16 protein-coding genes are annotated in these 20,767 nt (G+C 43.6%); 11 read left to right on the forward strand and 5 right to left on the reverse strand.

Going from position 1 to position 20,767, the window contains the following annotated elements:
* Positions 1-96 precede the first annotated feature (96 nt).
* The 3 genes from ONT18_RS11155 to ONT18_RS11165 all read right to left on the reverse strand — a co-directional run bounded on the left by ONT18_RS11155 (position 97) and on the right by ONT18_RS11165 (position 5,330).
* Positions 97-2,772, reverse strand: coding sequence for a 4-alpha-glucanotransferase (locus tag ONT18_RS11155; RefSeq protein ID WP_264905619.1), 2,676 nt, complete (start codon positions 2,770-2,772; stop codon positions 97-99).
* 170 nt (positions 2,773-2,942) lie between these two features.
* Positions 2,943-4,283 carry an MFS transporter gene (locus ONT18_RS11160; RefSeq protein WP_264905621.1) on the reverse strand — a complete coding sequence of 447 codons (1,341 nt, stop codon included), beginning with the start codon at positions 4,281-4,283 and terminating at the stop codon, positions 2,943-2,945.
* Positions 4,284-4,304: 21 nt separating this feature from the next.
* On the reverse strand, positions 4,305-5,330 hold the full coding sequence (locus tag ONT18_RS11165; RefSeq protein WP_119228837.1) for a LacI family DNA-binding transcriptional regulator: 1,026 nt from the start codon (positions 5,328-5,330) through the stop codon (positions 4,305-4,307).
* Between the two features lie 343 nt (positions 5,331-5,673).
* On the opposite strand from ONT18_RS11165, the gene ONT18_RS11170 reads away from it, so the two are divergent.
* The 10 genes from ONT18_RS11170 (at position 5,674) to ONT18_RS11215 (ending at position 16,326) form a co-directional block, all read left to right on the forward strand.
* A complete protein-coding gene (locus ONT18_RS11170; protein ID WP_264906871.1) occupies positions 5,674-8,718 on the forward strand; it encodes a SusC/RagA family TonB-linked outer membrane protein in 3,045 nt (1,014 codons plus the stop codon).
* Between the two features lie 20 nt (positions 8,719-8,738).
* Positions 8,739-10,424 (forward strand): starch-binding outer membrane lipoprotein SusD, encoded by a 1,686-nt coding sequence (gene susD / locus ONT18_RS11175; protein ID WP_264905623.1) that lies wholly within the window; start codon positions 8,739-8,741, stop codon positions 10,422-10,424.
* 38 nt (positions 10,425-10,462) lie between these two features.
* Positions 10,463-11,668, forward strand: coding sequence for a SusF/SusE family outer membrane protein (locus ONT18_RS11180; RefSeq protein ID WP_264905624.1), 1,206 nt, complete (start codon positions 10,463-10,465; stop codon positions 11,666-11,668).
* Between the two features lie 16 nt (positions 11,669-11,684).
* The gene (locus ONT18_RS11185) at positions 11,685-13,088 is read left to right on the forward strand and encodes an Outer membrane protein SusF domain-containing protein (protein WP_264905626.1); all 1,404 of its coding nucleotides are present in this window, start codon (positions 11,685-11,687) and stop codon (positions 13,086-13,088) included.
* Positions 13,089-13,262: 174 nt separating this feature from the next.
* On the forward strand, positions 13,263-13,457 hold the full coding sequence (locus ONT18_RS11190; RefSeq protein ID WP_117662311.1) for a transcriptional regulator: 195 nt from the start codon (positions 13,263-13,265) through the stop codon (positions 13,455-13,457).
* Positions 13,445-13,726: a virulence associated protein D gene (locus tag ONT18_RS11195; RefSeq protein ID WP_022120086.1), complete on the forward strand. Its 282-nt coding sequence runs from the start codon at positions 13,445-13,447 to the stop codon at positions 13,724-13,726. The genes ONT18_RS11190 and ONT18_RS11195 overlap by 13 nt, the downstream gene beginning before the upstream one ends.
* A 410-nt stretch (positions 13,727-14,136) precedes the next feature.
* The gene (locus tag ONT18_RS11200; protein ID WP_118082101.1) at positions 14,137-14,343 is read left to right on the forward strand and encodes a hypothetical protein; all 207 of its coding nucleotides are present in this window, start codon (positions 14,137-14,139) and stop codon (positions 14,341-14,343) included.
* The gene (locus ONT18_RS11205) at positions 14,340-14,615 is read left to right on the forward strand and encodes a type II toxin-antitoxin system RelE/ParE family toxin (RefSeq protein WP_153119127.1); all 276 of its coding nucleotides are present in this window, start codon (positions 14,340-14,342) and stop codon (positions 14,613-14,615) included. Before ONT18_RS11200 ends, ONT18_RS11205 begins: the two co-directional genes overlap by 4 nt.
* A 52-nt stretch (positions 14,616-14,667) precedes the next feature.
* The gene (locus ONT18_RS11210) at positions 14,668-15,042 is read left to right on the forward strand and encodes a PD-(D/E)XK nuclease family transposase (protein ID WP_254949420.1); all 375 of its coding nucleotides are present in this window, start codon (positions 14,668-14,670) and stop codon (positions 15,040-15,042) included.
* Between the two features lie 813 nt (positions 15,043-15,855).
* Positions 15,856-16,326 (forward strand): ORF6N domain-containing protein, encoded by a 471-nt coding sequence (locus ONT18_RS11215; RefSeq protein ID WP_264905629.1) that lies wholly within the window; start codon positions 15,856-15,858, stop codon positions 16,324-16,326.
* Positions 16,327-16,947: 621 nt separating this feature from the next.
* Here ONT18_RS11215 and ONT18_RS11220 read toward each other — a convergent pair.
* A complete protein-coding gene (locus ONT18_RS11220) occupies positions 16,948-17,157 on the reverse strand; it encodes a hypothetical protein (RefSeq protein ID WP_264905631.1) in 210 nt (69 codons plus the stop codon).
* A gap of 325 nt (positions 17,158-17,482) precedes the next feature.
* Here ONT18_RS11220 and ONT18_RS11225 point away from each other — a divergent pair, with 325 nt between their 5' ends.
* Entirely contained in the window at positions 17,483-19,504 is a 2,022-nt protein-coding gene (locus tag ONT18_RS11225; RefSeq protein ID WP_264905633.1) for an alpha-amylase family glycosyl hydrolase, read from the forward strand.
* Between the two features lie 214 nt (positions 19,505-19,718).
* Here the strand turns inward: ONT18_RS11225 and ONT18_RS11230 are convergent, their stop codons facing one another.
* Positions 19,719-20,609: an NAD kinase gene (locus tag ONT18_RS11230; RefSeq protein ID WP_118254573.1), complete on the reverse strand. Its 891-nt coding sequence runs from the start codon at positions 20,607-20,609 to the stop codon at positions 19,719-19,721.
* Positions 20,610-20,767 lie beyond the last annotated feature (158 nt).

Below are 20,767 nucleotides of genomic sequence, written 5' to 3' on the forward strand. Positions count from 1 at the left end.
AAGATACAAAAAACAAAAATACCCTCCACGTTTTGGGAGGGTATTTTTCTGCAAATGAGTGTGCAAACGTTTGCACGGTATATATAATCATGTTAGTTAGACTCTTCCAGACTGCGAAATCATCTCTGTGATATTCTGCACGAAACGCTTGTCAGCAGCCAGATCCTCTATGTTGAGGTGCATGCGGTAACGCCAGTAATGCTTTGGATTAGCCGGGATATTGATACGCTCGGCATTGGCATCTGGCAGACGGAGAGCCTCATCGGTAGCCAACCAGTCCTGGATGCTCAATATGCAGAGCATGGATGGAGAGGTGAGATGGCGGCTGATGATGTCACTAGCCAACCAGCCTGGGAGTGGATGAGGTGCTGGTCCCTGACGGTAGAGCATCGTATTGTAATACTCCTGGGTACGCTGGATATTCTCATCCCACCACATGCGCAGAGTAGGCATATCATGGCTGGAAATGGTACATACAGAACGGTATGGATTACGGCTCAGATGTCCGAACTTAACCGATGGATCCTTTGGCATGCTCTGGAGTTCCAGACTCAATATCTTCAACTCGTCCATTACCCAAGGCACACAGTCTGGCACCATGCCGAGGTCTTCGGCACAAACCAGCATGCGGGTAGCCTGAACCAGCTTAGGCAACTTCTTCATCGCCTCCTGATACCAAAACTGGTTGTTGCGGCGATAGAAGTAGTCATTGTAAAGACGGTTGAATGCAGCCTTGTCATTATCATAGAGCGACTCGTAGATAAAGTCAAGCTGGGCTGAGATACGTGGATGGAAGACGCCAGGGTTGGTATGATCACGTACGAAGAGTACATCACTGATCAGGGCATACAAGCCATCACGCAGCCAAAGTTCCTTCTCATCTGTTACATCAGCAAAGAGAGCCTCTACCTTGCGCTGGGTATCTACCTCAGGCTTCATCTGATAACGCTCGTCATCCAGACGGTCGAGATACTTCTCCTTTACCTCGCCGGCACGCTCATGGAACACACGGTCCAATACCCAATCAGTAATGAACGGACGGGTAAAACGGTCATCCTGGAAGTGCAAACCATAGCTTTCTATCTCTTCACGGCTCATGGCGAGCGCAGGTGCAAACTGTCCGAGCAGACCATGCACGCTGCTTACCGGAATCTCCCAGATACGGAAGAAACCCAATACGTGGTCGATGCGGTAAGCATCAAAATATCTTGCCATGTTCTGGAAACGGCGGTTCCACCACTGGCAGCCATCCTTCAGCATCTCAAACCAGTTATAGGTAGGGAATCCCCAGTTCTGACCATTGGCAGAGAAGTCATCAGGTGGAGCACCCGCCTGACCATTGAGGTTGAAGTATTTTGGTTCCATCCATACATCGCAACCATTGCGGTTTACGCCGATTGGAATATCACCCTTCAAAATAACGCCCTTAGCCTTGGCATGCTCGTGAGCCTCCTGCATCTGGCGGTCCAGTACGAACTGTACGAAATAGAAGAACGCCACGTTCTTGTAAGCTGCAGTCTTAGGGTCGGTAAGTGCCTTGCGTTCAGCCTCATCCCATACCTGAAGATCTGGCCACTGGTTGAAATCAGCCGTACCATTCTTATCACGCAGGTATGAATACTGGGCGTAAGGAACCAACCACTGTTTAGTATCCTGGAAGAAAGCCTTGTATTCGGCTGTCTTCATCATCTTTTCACCTTCCTGATTGAAGATTTGGCGCAAGTAATTTATCTTGAAATCATTTACCTTTTCGTAGTCTATCTTATCCAGTGCGTTCAACTCAGCACGTGTCTTCTCAGCCTCAGCACGAGCCTTTGCATCCTTCAACTCAGGAAGAGCATGAAGGTTGGCATACTGCGGATGAATGGCGAAGACGCTGATGCAGCTATATGGATAACTGTCGGTCCATGTATGAGTGATGGTGGTATCATTGATAGGAAGGAGCTGGAGCACCTTCTGACCGGTAGAAGCCACAAAATCTATCATGACCTTCAGATCACCGAAGTCACCGATACCGGCACTCTTTCTGGTACGCAATGAGAACACAGGCACCAGCGTTCCGGCAAGTTTGCGGTTATACAGAGCGAAGAAAGCCTGGTCGAGTTCATAAGATACCAACTCACCTGCCTTCATCTCCGGCAAATCCACGGTTCTGTTCATGCTGGCTTCCCAGAGAAAATCGTTCTTCGTATTTCTGAAAGCTACGAACTTAAACTCCAGATGACTGCCCTCAAGATGAGCCGCATCAATATCAGCCACCCATTCATTATAGGTATGCTGAGTCATCGGAAGAATCTTCTGCACATCCCAAGCGCCCAATGCTTTATCTGCACCCAATACACCCAGACGCTCACCATCGCGAAGCTGAGGAGCACGGACTATCAGACGCACAATCTTGCTGCCCGTTTCCGGCTTCATCTCCTGTGGAACCTGATGATTGATGCAATCGGTAAAGGCACTGCTGTAGAGGTAAGCATCCTCAGGCATAACCTTCCAATGATCGTAAAGGGTATAAACCGCAGCCTTCTTGGCATTTACATCGAGCTGATGCTTAATCATAAGCCATTCGGTCTTGACTGCTTTTCCTTCACGTTCTACACTATAATAATAGGTATACGATTTTTCTGGTGATTCAACACACCAGTCGCATGCCCATCTTTCACCATCTGTTGTCTCGAGAGGAAGTTTCAGTTCACCTTCCTCCGTCTGAATGTTTACGACGATCTGTTCGCCGAACATTGCTTTATATTCAATATTAAACTGTACTGTCATAAGACTCTTAAAGGCTCTTGAAAATGTTATAATTTATGTTTGATGCTACAAAGGTAAGAAAAACGAGCGAAAAACGTATCTGAAATTTGCATATTTTTTTCTCGCAAATCGTGCAAACGTTTGCACAACCCTCACTCCGTAGAAACAATCAATTAATCGTTCATCTCATTTTATTCTGATTTCTTATCCTTGATGATGCTCACAGACAGCGCACCCGCAATCAGCAGGATACCTGCCACAATCATCATATCGCTCTGACGAGAACCCACCAGACTCAGGATAGTTCCACCGCAGATGGCAGCCACAATCTGAGGGATACAGATGGTTCCGTTAAACAGACCGAGATAAGCACCCATGTGACCATATCCCTGCAAAGCATTGGTAACAAAGGTGAAAGGCATCGCCAACATAGCAGCCCAACCGGCACCAATCATCAGGAATGGGATAAACTGCAAGTACTGGTCGTGCAGGAATGGAATGAGAGCAAAGCCCACGCCACCAATAATCAAGCTGACAGCGTATGCCACCTTCGTATTCTTAAACTGAGGGAGAACGACAGCCCAGATAACACTACCTACCGCCTGAACTGCAAAGAGAATGCCCACCCAGTTGCCTGCCTCCTGGAATGCTTCAGAAGCAGGATCGGTCGTATTCCATACGGTTTCAGCGATGGCTCCCGTAGAATAATTCCAGAGATAAAGGAAACCAGCCCAGCAGAAGAACTGAACCAGTCCCACCTTCCAGAAGGTAGATGGCGCCTTGCGGAGCAAAGTAATCCAACCGGCCTTGTCTTCAGAAGGCTCAGCATTAGAATTCTTCACGCCTCCCTCTTCACTCTTCGCTTCATTATACTCCGCATACTGCTGTGGATTCCACTCCTTCACCTTCATTGTGGTGTAGATAACACAGAGAATCAGGATAGCCGCACCGATATAGAACGACCAGATGACAGAATCAGGAACCACACCCTTCTCAGCATAATTCTTGATACCGAGGAAGGTAAAGAGGAACGGGAAGATATATCCGGCTACAGAACCGGCATTGCAGAGGAAACTCTGGATAGAGTAAGCCTTTGCCTTCTGTTTTTCATTTACCATATCGCCTACCAGCATCTTGAACGGCTGCATCGCCATGTTGATGCTCGTATCGAGGAACATCAGCGCTATCAGTCCGAAGAGCATCGCACCGCTCACGGTCAGTCCGAGCGAACCGGCGTTCGGGAGCAGGCACATCACCAGGACGGCAATCGTAGCACCCACAAAGAGATAAGGGATGCGGCGACCGAAGCGGCACCACGTCTTATCGCTCAACGTGCCCACGATAGGCTGAACCAGAATTCCCATCAGAGGAGGGAGAATCCAAAAATAACTCAAGTTGTGTGGGTCAGCACCCAACGTTGCAAAGATTCGGGAGATGTTGGCGCTCTGTAGGGCGTAGGCAATCTGCACTCCGAAAAATCCGAAGCTCAAGTTCCAGAGCTTCCAGAAACTTAAATCAGGTTTTTGTTTCATCGTTATATTGTTTTTATATTTTTATCTTGTTGTTCCTCTCACCACGAGTCGTGTTCTCACCACTCTCTTCTCCACATCATCTCTAGGGATGGAGCCTTCCACCTGACCAATCAGGATATTGGCAGCTTCCTCGCCTACGGCAACACCTCGCTGCTCAACCGTAGTAAGCATCGGGTCGCACGCCTTGGCACGGTCACCATTGGTGAATCCGCAGATGCTGATTTCTTCAGGCACCTTGAACCCCATCCGCTTGGCGGTATAGAGGATGCCGATTGCCGTATCATCATTGATGGCGAAGAAAGCATCCGGACGATCTTCCTCTATCAGAATATCCGGCGTTATTGCTTCGGCATTGGCACGGTCATCGCAAATCTTCACCCAGTCAGGGTTCTCCGTCAAACCATGCTTTACCAGCGCATCATGATAACCGTTATATCGGTTCTTAGAGATTTCCAGATTCATCGGCGAGCCGTAGAAGGCAATCTTCTTGCAGCCCGTATCAATCATGTGGGTAACGGCAGTAAAGGCACCCATATAGTCATCTACCACCACTCGCGAGCAGTTCACGCCCGTACATATTCTATCATAGAAGATGAGCGGCACCCCATTCTGCAGCAGTTTTTCGAAATGGTCATACTGCTTGGTATCCTTCGCCTGTGAAACGATGATGCCACAAACCTTGTTCTGATAGAAGTCTTCACAGATAGCCACCTCCTTATCGTAACGCTCGTTACTCTGCGCCACCATCACACGGTAACCTCTGGCTCTAGCCTCTTCCTCTATACCCGAAAGCACCGACATGAAGTAATAGTGTACCACCTGAGGTACAATAACTCCAATCACCTTCATCGGCTTCACCTTATTATGTCTTAAAGCTTCACCCAGGAAATTAGGAAAGAAGTTATGTTCACGCGCGTATTTCTGAATACGCTCCTTTTGGGCAGTACTGATACGAGAACTGTCCTTCAATGCCCGGCTCACTGTGGCAACACTTACGCCAAGATCGCGAGCAATATCTTTCATTGTTATTGTTTCTTTATCACCCATTGCTATTAGTTGTGCTGCAAAATTACGAAATATCCTCAATATTGGTCAGAATTCATTGACATAAATCAAGTAAATTCTGTGCAAACGTTTGCACAAAATAAATAACGGAATTAACATAAAAATAGTACAACATAAGAGAAAAGAACTTAATTTTGCACACAGAAACGACAAGTTTATGGGCAAGCGCCCCATTCCTACCTTATATAATATAAGCAAGATGCCAGAAAGACCCCGAAAAGAGCCAGAACGGCATTTTAGAGTAGGAACGATGACAACTTAAGCCAAAAAGAATGAAAAAGTAAATAATTTAATATTATACATTAACTTAAAAATCAAGCAAATGATGAAGCAGGTAAAAATTAAATTGCCTCTCAGAGCGTTGACCCTAGCAAGCGGTCTGCTTCTGACGGTGAGTTCCTTTGCGCAGAGTAATGCAATTAAGGGACATGTGAAGGATGCTTCTGGTGAGCCTATCATGGGTGCTACCATTACAGTTAACGGTAAGGCAGTGGGCATTACCGACATGGATGGTAACTTCTCAGTTGATGCAGCGCCAGGTGCCAATCTTACTTTCACCTATCTTGGAATGACACCAAAAACAATCAAAGCAACATCTAACATGATGATTACCTTGGTTGACGACCAGAAGTCTTTGAACGAGGTCGTTGTCATTGGTTATGGTCGCGCTAAGAAGAACGACTTGACTGGTTCTGTTACAGCTATCAAGCCTGATGAGATGTCAAAGGGTATCACAAGCAGTGCCTCTGATATGTTGGTAGGTAAGATTGCCGGTGTAGATGTACAGACTGGTGGCGGTCAACCTGGTACCGGTGCACAGATTCGTATCCGTGGTGGTGCCTCTCTGAATGCTTCCAACGACCCTCTCTATGTCATCGATGGTTTGGCTATTGACAACAATACCAACAAGGGTATGAGTAACGTCTTGGCTATGATCAACCCTAACGATATCGAGAGCTTCACCGTATTGAAAGATGCTTCTGCTACAGCTATTTACGGTTCCCGTGCTTCTAATGGTGTCATCATCATTACAACCAAGAAGGGACGTTCTGGCCAGAAACCATCTGTTACCTATAATGGCGATGTAACATTGTCTACCATCCAGAAGAAATATGAGGTAATGAATGCCAGCGAATACAAGCAGGCTCTTACCAATCTGGGTATTGACACTAACGGTTTGGGAACTGCCGATACCGACTGGCAGGATGAGATTTTCCGCACAGCTATCTCTACCAATCACAACGTCAGCATTCAGGGCGGTCTGAAGAACATGCCTTATCGTGTCAGCTTAGGTTTCGAAGATAACAACGGTATCGTTAAGACCACTTGGATGAAGCGTTTCAATACATCTATCAACGTTGCTCCTACTTTCCTTGACAAGCACTTGAACGTTAACTTCACAGCGAAGTATATGTTCGAGAAGGATCGTTATGCAAAGGTTGGTGATGCCATCGGTGGCGCACTTACCATGGACCCTACACAGTCTGTATACGGAGATGGTGACATTTACAAATTCGTTGGTGGATATTACCAGTACATGCAGGCCGCAAAAGATATCAGCGATCCTAATTGGACAAGTATAGCCAAGACTCAGGTTCCACAGAATCCAGTGGCAGTTCTCAACAACTACAAATGCATCGCCAAGTCTAATGATATTTCTGGAAACCTTGAGGTAGACTACAAGATTCATGGTTTCGAAGACTTGCATTTGCATGCTGCCATCGGTGCCCAGTATACAGATGGTAAGCAGGATGAGAATATTTCCAAGTATTCTTTCTCCAACAATTACTATGGATATATTGGCTATGACCACGCCTATAAATATAGCATTGAAGGCAAAGCTTTTGCAGAATATGCACACAAGTTTGGTGTTCATGACATCGACATCATGGCAGGTGCAGAGCAGAGCCACTACCACAGAACAGGTTATAACTACGGAACAGGTACCGATGAGTACTTGAAAGCGAACAATCCTATCTATGAAGAGACAGAAGGCAAGTGGAATTACGAGCATGACCCAGTAAGCAAAGATGACGAAATGTGGAGAACCCACAACTCTCTGGTATCTTACTTCGGACGTCTTAACTACAACTTGCTCGATCGATATTTGTTTACAGCTACATTCCGTGCCGATGGTTCTTCTCGCTTCAGAAAGGGTAAGAAGTGGGGTTACTTCCCAGCAGCAGCCTTTGCATGGAAGATCAACAACGAGCCTTTCCTGAAGGATGCAAAATGGCTCGATGAATTGAAACTCCGTTTGGGTTGGGGTAAGACCGGTCAGCAGAATGGTATTGATGACTTCTACTATTCTACTCTGTATAGAGTCAGCAATGGTTATGCACAGTATCCATTCGGTGATAAATATTACCAGACATTACGCCCAACAGCAAGCAATCCTGACTTGACATGGGAAAAGACAACAACTTATAATGCAGGTCTCGACTTCACAGCTCTCAATGGTCGTTTCGGTGTAAATGTAGATGGTTACTATCGTAAGACTACCGACCTTTTGGCAAGCGTTGCCATTGCCGGTGGTACAAACTTTGGTGACCAACTTCTGAAGAACATCGGTTCTTTGGAGAACTATGGTATTGAGTTGGCATTCAACGTTAAGCCTATCGTTACCAAGGACTTCATTTGGGACGTAACTTACAATGTAGGATGGAACCACAACGAAATCACCGAATTGGAAGCAGGTTTGCAAGATTGGGTATGGACAGGCGACAAGGTATCTCGTGGTAACAACACCAAGATTCAGGTAAACAAGGTTGGCCAGCCAATCAATTCATTCTATGTTTACCAGCAAATTTACGATGAGAACGGCAAGCCTATCGAGGGTGCTTATGTTGACCGTAACGGAAATGGTACAATAGATGATGATGACCGTTATTGCTACAAGAGCCCAGCTCCTGATGTCATCATGGGTTTCACTACCAAGTTCATCTATAAGAACTGGGACTTCAGTGCAGCCTTCCATGCTTCTTTCGGCAACTATGTATACTACGACTTCTTGAATGATAAGGCTGTTCTTGCCGACATCAACAAAGATGGTCTCTACAGAAATACAACAACAGAAGCTGTCAATCTTGGTTTTACGGGTAAAACTTCCAATGCGACTAACACGAGCGACTATTTCGTACGCAATGCTTCTTACCTGAAGTGTAGCAACATGACATTGGGTTACAGTTTCCCTGCCTTGATTAAGGTTGGTGCAGAGAAGATTTGCAATGGACGCATCTTCTTCACAGTCCAGAATCCATTCATCATTACCAAGTATAAGGGTATCGACCCTGAGGTAAGCAGCGGTATCGACAATAATCCTTACCCACGTCCAATAAGCTTCCAGCTTGGTTTGAATCTTAACTTCTAAAATATTTAAAGGAGACAATTATGAAAAAAATATTGATTAAGACTGCAATGGCAGGTATGTTGTGCATGGGCTTTGTCTCTTGCGCAGACGAACTGAACATCAAGTCTGTTGACCCACATAATTACCCAACATACTCAGTAGAGGGGCTCTTGGCTAAGCAGTATGCTACTCTTGGCCTTACAGGTCAGAAAGGTCCTGCAGGTATAGCAGACTTGAGTTGCGATGAAGGTGAAAGCGGATTTATCCGTACAGTGTTCAACTTAGAAGAGTTGATGACAGACGAAACTCTGTGGGCTTGGCAGGAGAATGATGGTATCGCTCCAATTACCAACATGAACTGGACCAAGGATAATGTACGTATCAACTGGGCATACCAGCGTCTGATTTTCGACATTACCTTGTACAATCAGTTTATCACAGAGCAGACAGGAAAACTGAGTGACGACCAAATTGCAGAGGTTCGTTTTCTCCGTGCATTGAACTACTATTATTTCCTTGACCTCTTCCGCAAGGCTCCTTTCAAGGATACCTTCGACGATTCTCTCCCTGTAGAGAAGACAGGCAAGGATCTCTACGAGTGGATAGACAAAGAGTTGACTACCATCGAACCAATGATGGCTGAGGTTGGTGCTTATAACAATTCTGAGAATTTCGGACGTGCTGACCGTGGTGCAGCTTATGCGCTGCATGCCCGTCTGGCTCTTAACTCTGCCGTTTATACCAATGGTCAGGTGAAGGATTACCAGAAGGCTATCGATTATTGCGACAAGATTATCGATGGTGAAGGCAAAGATAAATACGCACTTTGCCGTAATGAGAAGAATGGCTACAGTGGTTATCAGCAGTTGTTCATGGGTGACAATGACTGCAACCCAGAAGCAATGAAGGAAATCATCTTCCCTATCCGTCAGGATGGTGTTAAGACTCGTTCTTATGCAGGTACTTCTTACCTCGTAAATGCGACCAGCATAGCAGGCATGCCTTACGCAAGTACAAGTGATTCCTGGAAATGTCTGTTTGCCCGTGTAGACTTGGTAAAGAAGTTCTTCCCTAATGGGGATATTCCTAAGGCAGACAAAGCGGATCTCGTAGCTAATGCTGATAGAGACAAGATTATTGCAAAGGATAAAGAGAAGAAATTCAGTACAGCAGATGTTATAGCACAGGCAAAAGACGATCGTGCCCTCTTCTATATGGGTATAGGTGGCTGTGACGACAAAGTACGTACTCTGACACCAGGCGATGCCATAACAAGTCCTCTGAATGGAGCATCTATCGTAAAGTGGAGCAACACCCACGCAGATGGTACACCACAGCATCACCAGAACTATTCAGACACAGACTTCCCATTGTTCCGCTTGGCAGAAATCTATCTGACCCGTGCAGAGGCTAAGTACCGCCTCAATGGTAGCCAGGACGGTTTGGCTGACATCAATTTGGTTCAGGATCGTGCCAACCGTGAAGTAAAGGCAACATCAGTAGATGAGACGACTCTTATCGACGAATGGTGCCGTGAGTTCTACATGGAAGGCCGCCGCCGTTCAGACTTGGTTCGCTTTGGATTGTTCACAGGTTCTAAGTATCTCTGGAATTTCAAGGGCGGTGTAGCTGATGGAACTGGTATTGAGGCTCACTATGACATCTATCCTATTCCAGGCAATGAGACAAAGAACAACCCTAACATGACGCAGAACCCAAAATACTAATTGTTAGGAAACCAGATTTAAAATAAAAGAAATCAATTATGAAAAAAATATTCAAATTCATGTTGCTGCCAGCAATGGTTCTCCCTTTGCTTTTTACATCATGTGATGATGACAGAGACAGCAACCCTACATTGGACTTGAGTCATGTCGCAGAGGAATTTGTATTGAATACTCCTGCACTTGCAGAAAAAAATACATACGATCTCTCCAATGCAAAAAAATTGAACCTGACATGTTCTCAACCAAATTATGGAGGAGTACCCTACGGAGTGAAATACTATGTACAGGTATCTGTCGATCCAAATTTCGTAAACGACCGTAATGCCACCCACTCAGAATTAAAGACATTCTACCAGAGAACAAAAATGGAGGTGGATGCATCTGAGGTAAATGATGCGGTAATAGCTCTTTTCAAGGCAGCTAATCCTAACGGAATACTTCCTGAAGAAATGCCTATTTACATTCGTCTCCGTGCTGTTATTGGCGGTACAAGCAATCCAAATTTGGGAGAAACCTTCTCGAATGCAATTACCTTGCCTTCTGTAAAAGCAGTCTATAAAGTTCCTGATGCTAAGTTTACAGAAAAGCTTTACTTGACAGGTAGTTCTATTCAGACACCATGGGAAAGCTGGAAAGCAATTCCTCAGGTATGGGGTGTACCAGGTAAGTATTATGGCGTTATCTACCTGCCAGCAGGTGGTGAATTCCAGTGGGGTACAAAGAACAACGATAATCGTGGTTTTAGCGACATCATTGGAGGAATCAACGATGAAGCCAACGCTGGTATTACAGAAGGTGAGAAGAACAGAATCAAGGCTGCTAACGCAGGTTGGTACACCCTCTTGTTCGAAGGTAAAATCACAGAAGACAAGAAGGACATCATTTGGACACTGTCTATCTACCCAACAAAGGTTTATCTCTTTGGTGGTTGTATGAAGCAGACCTGTGATCCTTGGGTATTTGATGAGAATTTTGCGTTTAAAGCTCCAAGCAATCCAAGCGGCAAATGGGAATCACCTGCATTCCTTGCAAGCGCAGAACTTCGTGCTGCTGTTAAGGTTGGCGATTTAGACTGGTATCGTACAGAGTTCACCTTTAACATAAAGAACGGAGAATTGTTCTGGCGTAAAAATGATATACCTGAAAACTGGGCTAAAACGGAAGGAGCTGATTACTCAGTAACGACCACCGAAGGTCAGAAGTTGTATATCGACTTGGATAATTATAAAGCAGAAGTTAAATAATTAAGACCAAAGCACAATGAAAAAAACATTATTATATAGCTTAGCAGTCTTGGCAAGTATTACACTTGCCAGCTGCAATGGCGACTACGATGATTGGGCTAATCCACAAGCCAATGAGCAGGAAGCAGCAGCTGCCCAATACGGAATCACATTTACACCTGGTTCTGAAGCAGTAAGTAGCATGCCAAACGAAGATGGAATCATCAACCTCGTCCACCTCAACTCTACAAATGACAATGTTACAGGCTATACACTGAGAGAATTGAAAGTGAATAATGAGGTCATCGAAGGAGAAATTAACGGCAATGACATCCAGGTAAGCGCAAAAGATTTGGAAAAGTTCCTCTGCAACAACAGCAATTCACGCGCCTGCAAAACTTATGACTTGAAAGTAGAGTCAAAGGTTTCAATAAACCTAGAATCGGGCGATGTTATTTCCATCAATACAGCAGGAGAAACCACAGGTAAGTTAACAACAAGCCCTGTTCCTGCAATTGATGAAAATGGTTACTACATGCTAGGTGATCTTAACGGAAAAAGCTGGGATGCAACCGATCCTCAATGGATGACTAAGATTGCAGATGGTGTTTACCAGCTCAAAGTTACCACAGAGAAAGAGAAGAACTGGTTTAAGTTCTATGAAGGCAGCAAGTACAAGTACGAAGACGGAGATTGGACTTATATCGACTCTGGTGCTCTGGGATGTAAGGAAAATGGTTGCGAAGATGGTTCTGGCTATATCTATTTTAATGGCGACAGCTGGGGTAAATTGCAGACTATGGTTATTCCAGGAGCTGGTACATGGATTGTAACACTCGACATGAACAATCTGACATACTCTTTTGCTAAGCCTGTGCTCTATATGGCAGGCAACGCTAATGATTGGAAGCAGATTGACTACCTCTCAAGTGAAGATGCAGTAAAATACACTGGTTATATGTACTTGGACGGTAGTGGTTTCAAGTTCTGTACTCAGCCAAACTGGGATGGTACCAACTATGGTGGAGCTTTCTTCGGTGAGTCAGAAGATAACATCATTATGACTCAACCTGCAGGTTACTATAAGGTAGATATTGATTTGTCTGAGAAGAAATACGAACTGACTCCTATCACCACTATTGGTATCATTGGTGACGCAACAGTCAATGGTTGGAGCGGCGACGACATTAATATGAATTATGTTCCTTACAACAAAGAAACTAAGGAAGGTCGCTATTGGGAAGTCAAAGGCATCACTTTGAAAACTGGTGTAATCAAGTTCCGCGCTAACGATGATTGGGCCATCAACTGGGGTGGAGAGTTAGATAATCTCACTTCAAAGGGTAATCCTGCAAACATCGCTGTAGAAGAAGGCAAATACGACATCAAGCTTTATCCTTGGGCTGATGGCTATGCAAAGTGTGAAATGACTAAGAAGTAAGCATTTGCTTCATCAAATAAACTAAATATCAATAGGCGGCTCTCAATTCCGAGAGTCGCCTATTTTTTTCTTTCTCCTCATCCTTTTCAAGTATTTTTTCCCTAAAACCTTGGAAGTTACGAGGAAAAGTCGTATCTTTGCACCGAATAAGTACAACATTTATATTTTATGATTATGAGAACAGGCGACAAAGTATTAATATCTCCAGACTTGACACATGCCAAAGACTGGACACAGGGCGAAGTGATTGAAGTTGAGAACAATCCTTTCGTAGGAATTGTCATCTCCGCAAAAACCGCAGATGGGAACATATTCTTTGGATATAAGGACTTATTTGAGCCAGCAAAGGAGGCAGTATGTACGCACTAGCATTTGATATGGTAATTTCTGATTTACAGAAATACTATGGCGAACCTTACAACAAGGCTTACTACGAAATAAAAGAGCTTCTAAAGAAGAATGGTTTCGAGTGGGTGCAAGGCAGTACATACATGACGATGAATGATGATTTGACTGCACTTGTAAAAACAGTTATGGAGCTTTCTAAAATAGAGTGGTTTAAGAAATCAGTCAGAGATCTAAGAGGATTCAAAGTTGAAAGTTGGTCGAACTTTACTGATTTGGTTAAAAACTCATAGAATAGGCGACTCTCCTCCAATCCGGGAGTCGCCTATTTTCTTTTTCTCCTCCCCCTTTTCAAGTATTTTTTCCCTAAAACCTTGGAAGTTACGAGGGAAAGTCGTAACTTTGCAGAAGAAAAGCTGCACTCGGCAAATTGAAAGCAAGCTTTCTTTGCGCTCGTTTGCATTTTCTTTGCCAACGAATAGCAATATTGCGTCCACGACCTGACCTTATAAAGCGTAAGCAGATGGCAAATAACATAGAAAATCAAGATAAAAGCAAACCGGTCGCAAATTGCGACCAGTACATTTGCAAACTTATTTTTTTCTCATTCATATCAAGTATTTTTCACTTAAACATTTGGATATTAAAGAGAAAAATCGTATCTTTGCGGCATCATTTAAAATAACATTAAAAGGAAAGCAATATGGATGTAGCTATAAATAATATAAAAACAACTATAACTGTTCCGCAAGTTGACTTCAACTTATTAAAGGAACTGGCAAAGAAGTTTGGCTGGGTTATTCAAACCGAAAAGAAAAGTGGTATTGAAGAAGCCCTAGAAGATGTTAAAGCAGGCAGAGTATATCATGCAAAAGATGCTCACGACTTAATCAAACAGTGCTTAGAATGAAATACTCTATTGACTTTACAAACAGATTTAAAAAGTCTTTGCGAAAAGGAGTGAAACGTGGGCTAGACCCTACTCTCATAGAAAAAGCTGTAGAGAAATTAGCTAATGAGGGTAAACTACCGCCATCATATAAATCGCATAAACTTCATGGAAACCTAGAAGGTATATGGGAATGTCACATAACCCCTGATTGGTTGATGCTGTGGGAACAAAACGATGAAAAATTAACTTTGCTGTTTCTCAACAATGGAACCCATAGCGATTTGTTTTGACTATAATGTAAATTCATATACAAACATTGTATTATAATTAATCTAACAGCCATTGTTCGACAAGCACACGGAGGCAGAGTGTATGGATATATTTGATTGTTGGATTTATATAGTGAAGAATATGAACATGTTTGAACAGATGCCATTCAGCGAGAAGTATCCAGTCTTCCGCAAGTTGGCAGAAATAGGCGACCTCCGCAAGCTCTCCCGAGAGGAACTAGAGCTGTATGACGAGGACATCAAGAATATGCGTGATATATATGCCACCAGAAAGTTTGATGAAAAGAAAGGGATGGAAAAAGGTATGGAAAAAGAAAAGCTAGCCACAGCTCGCCGCCTTCTGTCAATGGGCCTTTCTGATGAGCAAGTATCGACAGCCACCGAACTCCCACTGGAGGAAATCCAGAAATTAAAGGAACAAGCCTGAAACTGGCTGAACTTTCAGGAACTCAAATGTAGGATATGAGACGTTTTTATTAGGCATAGGATATGCTTAACTATAATTTCGCGGTTGCAACCGCGAAATTATAGTTTGCAATTCGGCGGTTGCAACCGCCGAATTACAAAACAATAAAAATCATATACAGAACTTTCGCATGTGGTTTAAGTTCGGGCTGAAGGCCCAAAAGCTCTTAGCCCAGGGCATCGCCCTGGGTATAATAGCTATCAGCAAGGCGCCCTGTAAGGGCAAAAGCTTTATGTATTGCCTAGAGTTTTAAAGCTTTTGCCCTTACAGGGCGACAGGTTTTCGCCCGTAATAACCCAGGGCGATGCCCTGGGCTAGGAGCTTCTGCCCCTTCGGGGCGTGTGGAGCCAACTTGCGAAATTTCTGTTTAATAATTCACAAAGGAACTTTTAGTTGAAATCAGCTTCTTATATGAGTATATAAACTACAACAAGCAACCGATAAATAAGGACGAACTGATCAAAGATTTTGATCGGTTCAATAACTCAAACATTCTATAATTGCGCAATCAATGATTGCGCAATTAGGAAAATAATGTAATAACATTCAATGGGCGGCTCTCAATTCCGGGAGTCGCCTATTTTCTTTTTCTCCTCCCCCTTTTCAAGTATTTTTTCCCTAAAACCTTGGAAGTTATGAGGAAAAGTCGTATCTTTGCAGAAGAAAAGCTATAAAAAAGAAATTATGGGACATCAAGAAGATATTGTAAAAACAGAAAGTAAAATCATTGTCATCAGGAATACGCAAGTCATCCTTGACTGAGATGTTGCGGAATTGTATGGAGTAACAACCAAGGTGGTTAACCAAGCCATAAGAAACAATCCAGATAAGTTTCCTTCTGGATATGTTATCGAACTGACTAACAGCGAGAAAGAGCATGTGGTCAAAAATTTTGACCACCTCGAAACATTGAAGTTTTCTCATGCAACAGTAAAGGGATTTACAGAGCAAGGACTTTATATGCTTGCCACAATATTAAAATCACCAATGGCAACAGCCACCGCCATTGCCATCATTGATACTTTCACTCAACTTCGCAAGTTGGCAAGAACTATAGATAAGGTGAATGAAGATGCAAAGGAGCATGGTATTTTACCAGACAAAGCAACAGAAGGTAAGATACAAGCTGCCATGAACGAAGTCTTCGCAGATAAGCTGCCATTAAAAATGCGCAGATTGACTTTTGGGGTAAATTTAGGAGTGCTGAAATTTTCTATAGAAACCACAAGAGAATCCAAAGAATAAAACAACATAAAAAGGAGGGAAGAATATGAACATGTTTGAACAGATGCCATTCAGCGAGAAGTATCCAGTCTTCCGCAAGTTGGCAGAAATAGCGACCTCCGCAAGCTCTCCCGAGAGGAACTAGAGCTGTATGACGAGGACATCAAGAATATGCGTGATATATATATTACCAGGCGGCTCTCGAACATATCGGGAGCCGCCTTTTTGTATGCCTTTACATTATGCAAATCTATGAAAATCGTATTAAGCCTTCTGCACGTTTTCAAGATTTTTATGATCATATTCTTTAACAGACTATGGGATGGATTTTTGCACTTGCTTGTTCAATTCGCGTTCTTTGTCTTCTATGAAAGATGATGCATATATATATAATAATGTGATAACTTGTATCTTTTGGTGTAAAATATTAGGTTTATTTATACTTTGATATATGTCATGTGATTATACGACATTTGTCATCCGACCGTACGACAAGTGTCGTATAAACGCATGACAAATGTCACGCAATCGTAAGAAAGGCTTCCTTGCATCGTTATAATTGATTCCTTGCATCATATAAGTTGCAGCATTGTTATCATCCATCTCACCATAGCCAAGCATCGGGACGTAATTTTCATTTCCTCAGTTGGCTATGATTCCTCCTCTCACCAGCCATTTCGCAAAGAAGTGGTCGCTAACCAGATAGCCAGTCGGAGTCTTGCTTATCAGCTGCTTATCTACCAATGCCTTTAATGCCGTTTTCACGCTGCTCGTAGCTGGAAGATGGTGGGTGCTGATAAACTGCTGGCTCAACGGCGAAGATACCAAATGCTCACGAGCTATCGCCCCCAAAAGGATTGTTCAATCTTGCCATATCTTGTTATCATTCATTATACAAACGTTCATTGCGCTTTTTACGCAACGCAAATTACGCAATAAAAAACGAGACCGCCAAATGTTTTCTAGTTTTTTAATAATAATTATCTCCTAAAGCTACATATACCTTAATTATATATAGAAGAAAAGCGCACCGGAATGCAAACGTTTGCACAATTTATTCGCTTGATTTGCATCAATTTTTGAACAAGCTAATGAAATAAATCGTAACTTTGCCAACGTATAACAATACAACTTGCAATTAAACATAAAATAATAATCACAAAATACAAAGATAATTATGAAGAAGATATACTTTACACTTATCGCTTTACTGGCAAGCATCAATATGTTTGCACAAGGCTGGCCTGCTAACTATAGTGGCGTCATGCTGCAAGGATTCTCATGGGATTCTTACGACTACTCCCAATGGACTGTTTTAGAGAAGCAAGCCGATGACATGAAAGGATTCATCGACCTAGTATGGCTTCCACAAAGCGGTAAATGCATCGAAACCACAAAGGTGATGGGCTATATGCCATATTATTATTTCAACCAGAACTCCTCATTCGGAACTGAGGCTGAACTCAGAAGTCTGATTGCCAAGTTCAAAGCCAACGGCATAGGCGCAATAGCTGATGTTGTGGTCAACCATCGCAATACAGACGGCTGGTATGCCTTCCCTGCAGAAACCTACAAGGGAGTGACCTACCAGATGCTGTCTACCGATATCTGCAAGAATGATGATGATGGAAGTACGGCAACACAGGCAAAAAAAGACGGGGTTAGCCTCAGCAATAACAATGATGAGGGAACCGACTTTGGAGGATGCCGTGATATTGACCATAAGAGCGAGAACGTACAGAAGATTATCAAGGCATATCTGAAATTTCTGAAGGAGGATATAGGATATACCGGTTTCCGCTACGACATGGTAAAGGGTTTCAGCGGTACCCACGTGGCTGACTACAATGATGCAACAGGCGTAAAATTCTCTGTTGGAGAATATTGGGACGGAAACGAGTCTATCATCAACTGGATAAACAAAACCAACAAGAAGAGTGCAGCCTTCGACTTCCAGTTCCGTTATAATGTACGCGACGCAATAAGCGTAAAAGACAATAAGGTTGTTTCATCGCAAAACTGGTCAAAGCTGAAGAGCGATTACAATCTGATGCATGACCCAACATACCGTCAGTATGCCATCACATTCGTAGAGAATCACGACATGCAATACCGCTCTAAAGATGAGCCGCTGGATCCTCTTAAGCGAGATACGCTTGCTGCAAATGCCTATATGCTCGCCATGCCGGGAACTCCTTGCGTGTTCCAGCCACACTGGAGAGCCTACAAACAGGAAATCAAGAGCATGATTGAAGCCCGCAAACTTGCAGGCATCACCAACATGAGCAATTATACCAACAAGATGGCGCAGATCGCATGCTTTGCCAATGAGACTACCGGCGACAAGGCTAAGCTCATCGTGGTTGTAGGAAACAACACCAAGGCATATACTCCAAGTGCTGATTATGCACAGATTCTCGAAGGATACCACTACCGTTATTATCTTTCTAAATCTGCAGAAACCGCATGGTGCAACATTCCATCAGGCGAATACGAGGCAGGATTCAAGGCTAAGCTTACGGCTGTGAGTCAGAACAGCAATGCCAAACTGGTATACACTACTGACGGCACAGACCCTACAGCCAAGAGCAAGCAGGTAGCTACAGGTAACACCATCAACATAGATGAGACCTGCACCTTGAAGGTTGGCTTGCTTATCAATGGAAACGTAACAGGTATCCGTACCTACAATTATACCGTCAAGACATTCGAGCCATATACCATCACCATATATGCCAATGCCGACCAGGTAACCAACTGGGGTTCAGCCATGTATTTCTACGCATGGAATTCCAGCGAAACCTTTACACTAGGCTGGCCAGGTACTGCTGTTACAGCAACCAAAACGCTGAACGGAAAGAAGTGGTACTATATGGACTTCAAAATCAAAAGCAAGGATGCTATCGTAAACATCATCTTCAATCAGGGAAATGGAACAGGCAAGAAGCAGACCGTAGACATGAACGCTGGCAACAGCACCAAGTTCTACGAGATTACCACTGCACAGAATAATGGCAAATACACCTGCAAGGATGTTACCGCCATCTGGGCACCAACAGGCATCACAGGAACTCCAACCATAAGCAATACCACAACTACAGACAATGCATGGTATACGCTAAGCGGTATGAAAATGGGTAAGAAGCCTGCAAAGAATGGTATTTACATCCATCAGGGAAAGAAAGTGATTATCAGATAAGAATACAACAAATAAGTTCAAAGAATAGTTTCAGTTTTTAGTTTAAGTTTTTTAGCTTTAAGCTTTTAGGTTTATTAAGATTTATGTTTTTAGGTTTAGTTTTGTGTGAACAAAATTATTAGTCAGTTGTTTTAGGTTAGGAAAAAGAGGTATACCCAAGATTCATCTTCGGGATATACCTCTTTTCTTATTTTAATTATCTTTCTTATTCTAATTATCTTTCGCGCTGGTCAGCACCCCACATCAGTTTTTCTCTCAGGGTAGAGAAATAACGCTGGTTGCGCTGCTTCACAATCTTGATGCTATGAGGAGCCTTGCGGATGATAAGGCGGGTTTCCTCCGTCATACGCTCACTACGACCATCGATGGCTACCAGATAGTTGTGGCTGCGACTCTCGATATCGAGCGTAATGACAGCCGTATCGTTGATGACGATAGGACGGATGTTCAGACTGTGAGGAGCAACCGGAGTAAGACAGATGCTGCCACTCTGCGGAATGATGATAGGTCCGCCATTCGATAGATTGTATGCCGTAGAACCTGTTGGCGTAGTAACAATCAGACCATCCGCCTGATAAGTGACGAGGAATTCGCCATCTACCTGCGTACGGATGGAAATCATCGAAGCATCATCACGCTTCAGTACGGCGATATCGTTGAGGGCGAACGGATTGCCGGCAAGTATGCCACCTTCTGCCTCCACCTGAATCACCGCATGCTCCTCTATCAGACAATCACCGGCATAAAGACTGTCCAGCGCCGACTCTATCTCGCTTGGCAGCACATCGGCAAGGAAGCCCAATCTGCCCATATTCACACCGATGATAGGTGTACCCTTGGCTCCCACACGGCTCGCTGCCTTCAGGAAGGTACCGTCACCACCCATAGAGATGACGTAATCCACATCGAAGTTGTAATCCTCGAACACCCCAGCCGCCTTCACATCGAGATGCTGGTCGCGGGTAAGAAACTCGTAATAAGCATTCTCCACATAAACTTCAGCCTCCTTCTTTTCGAGATAAAGAAGGATTTTCTCTATCGAAGCCGACTTCTTAGCCTGGTATTCATTACCAAATATTGCGAATTTTAAATGTTGCTGTGCCATAGCTATAAATCTGTTCATCATAAATTTATATGCAAAAGTAATGTTTTTTTTCGAAAAGTCAACAATTATATGGAAAAATCTTCCATTTATTGTATGATTTGACAAAAAACCACTTTTCTTTTGATACCTTTTTCTACCCATTGCGTACTAACAAGAAA

The sequence above is a fragment of the Segatella copri genome (assembly GCF_026015295.1).
Lineage (GTDB): Bacteria > Bacteroidota > Bacteroidia > Bacteroidales > Bacteroidaceae > Prevotella > Prevotella copri_C.

Excerpts from the sequence above, each read along its gene's own strand:
- ONT18_RS11155 (WP_264905619.1), bottom strand. The coding sequence starts at position 2,772 with ATGACAGTACAGTTTAATATTGAATATAAAGCAATGTTCGGCGAACAG.
- ONT18_RS11200 (WP_118082101.1), top strand. The coding sequence starts at position 14,137 with ATGGATGTAGCTATAAATAATATAAAAACAACTATAACTGTTCCGCAA.
- ONT18_RS11185 (WP_264905626.1), top strand. The coding sequence starts at position 11,685 with ATGAAAAAAACATTATTATATAGCTTAGCAGTCTTGGCAAGTATTACA.
- ONT18_RS11205 (WP_153119127.1), top strand. The coding sequence starts at position 14,340 with ATGAAATACTCTATTGACTTTACAAACAGATTTAAAAAGTCTTTGCGA.
- ONT18_RS11225 (WP_264905633.1), top strand. The coding sequence starts at position 17,483 with ATGAAGAAGATATACTTTACACTTATCGCTTTACTGGCAAGCATCAAT.
- ONT18_RS11165 (WP_119228837.1), bottom strand. The coding sequence starts at position 5,330 with ATGGGTGATAAAGAAACAATAACAATGAAAGATATTGCTCGCGATCTT.
- ONT18_RS11160 (WP_264905621.1), bottom strand. The coding sequence starts at position 4,283 with ATGAAACAAAAACCTGATTTAAGTTTCTGGAAGCTCTGGAACTTGAGC.
- ONT18_RS11195 (WP_022120086.1), top strand. The coding sequence starts at position 13,445 with ATGTACGCACTAGCATTTGATATGGTAATTTCTGATTTACAGAAATAC.
- ONT18_RS11170 (WP_264906871.1), top strand. The coding sequence starts at position 5,674 with ATGAAGCAGGTAAAAATTAAATTGCCTCTCAGAGCGTTGACCCTAGCA.
- ONT18_RS11230 (WP_118254573.1), bottom strand. The coding sequence starts at position 20,609 with ATGGCACAGCAACATTTAAAATTCGCAATATTTGGTAATGAATACCAG.
- susD (WP_264905623.1), top strand. The coding sequence starts at position 8,739 with ATGAAAAAAATATTGATTAAGACTGCAATGGCAGGTATGTTGTGCATG.
- ONT18_RS11180 (WP_264905624.1), top strand. The coding sequence starts at position 10,463 with ATGAAAAAAATATTCAAATTCATGTTGCTGCCAGCAATGGTTCTCCCT.
- ONT18_RS11190 (WP_117662311.1), top strand. The coding sequence starts at position 13,263 with ATGAGAACAGGCGACAAAGTATTAATATCTCCAGACTTGACACATGCC.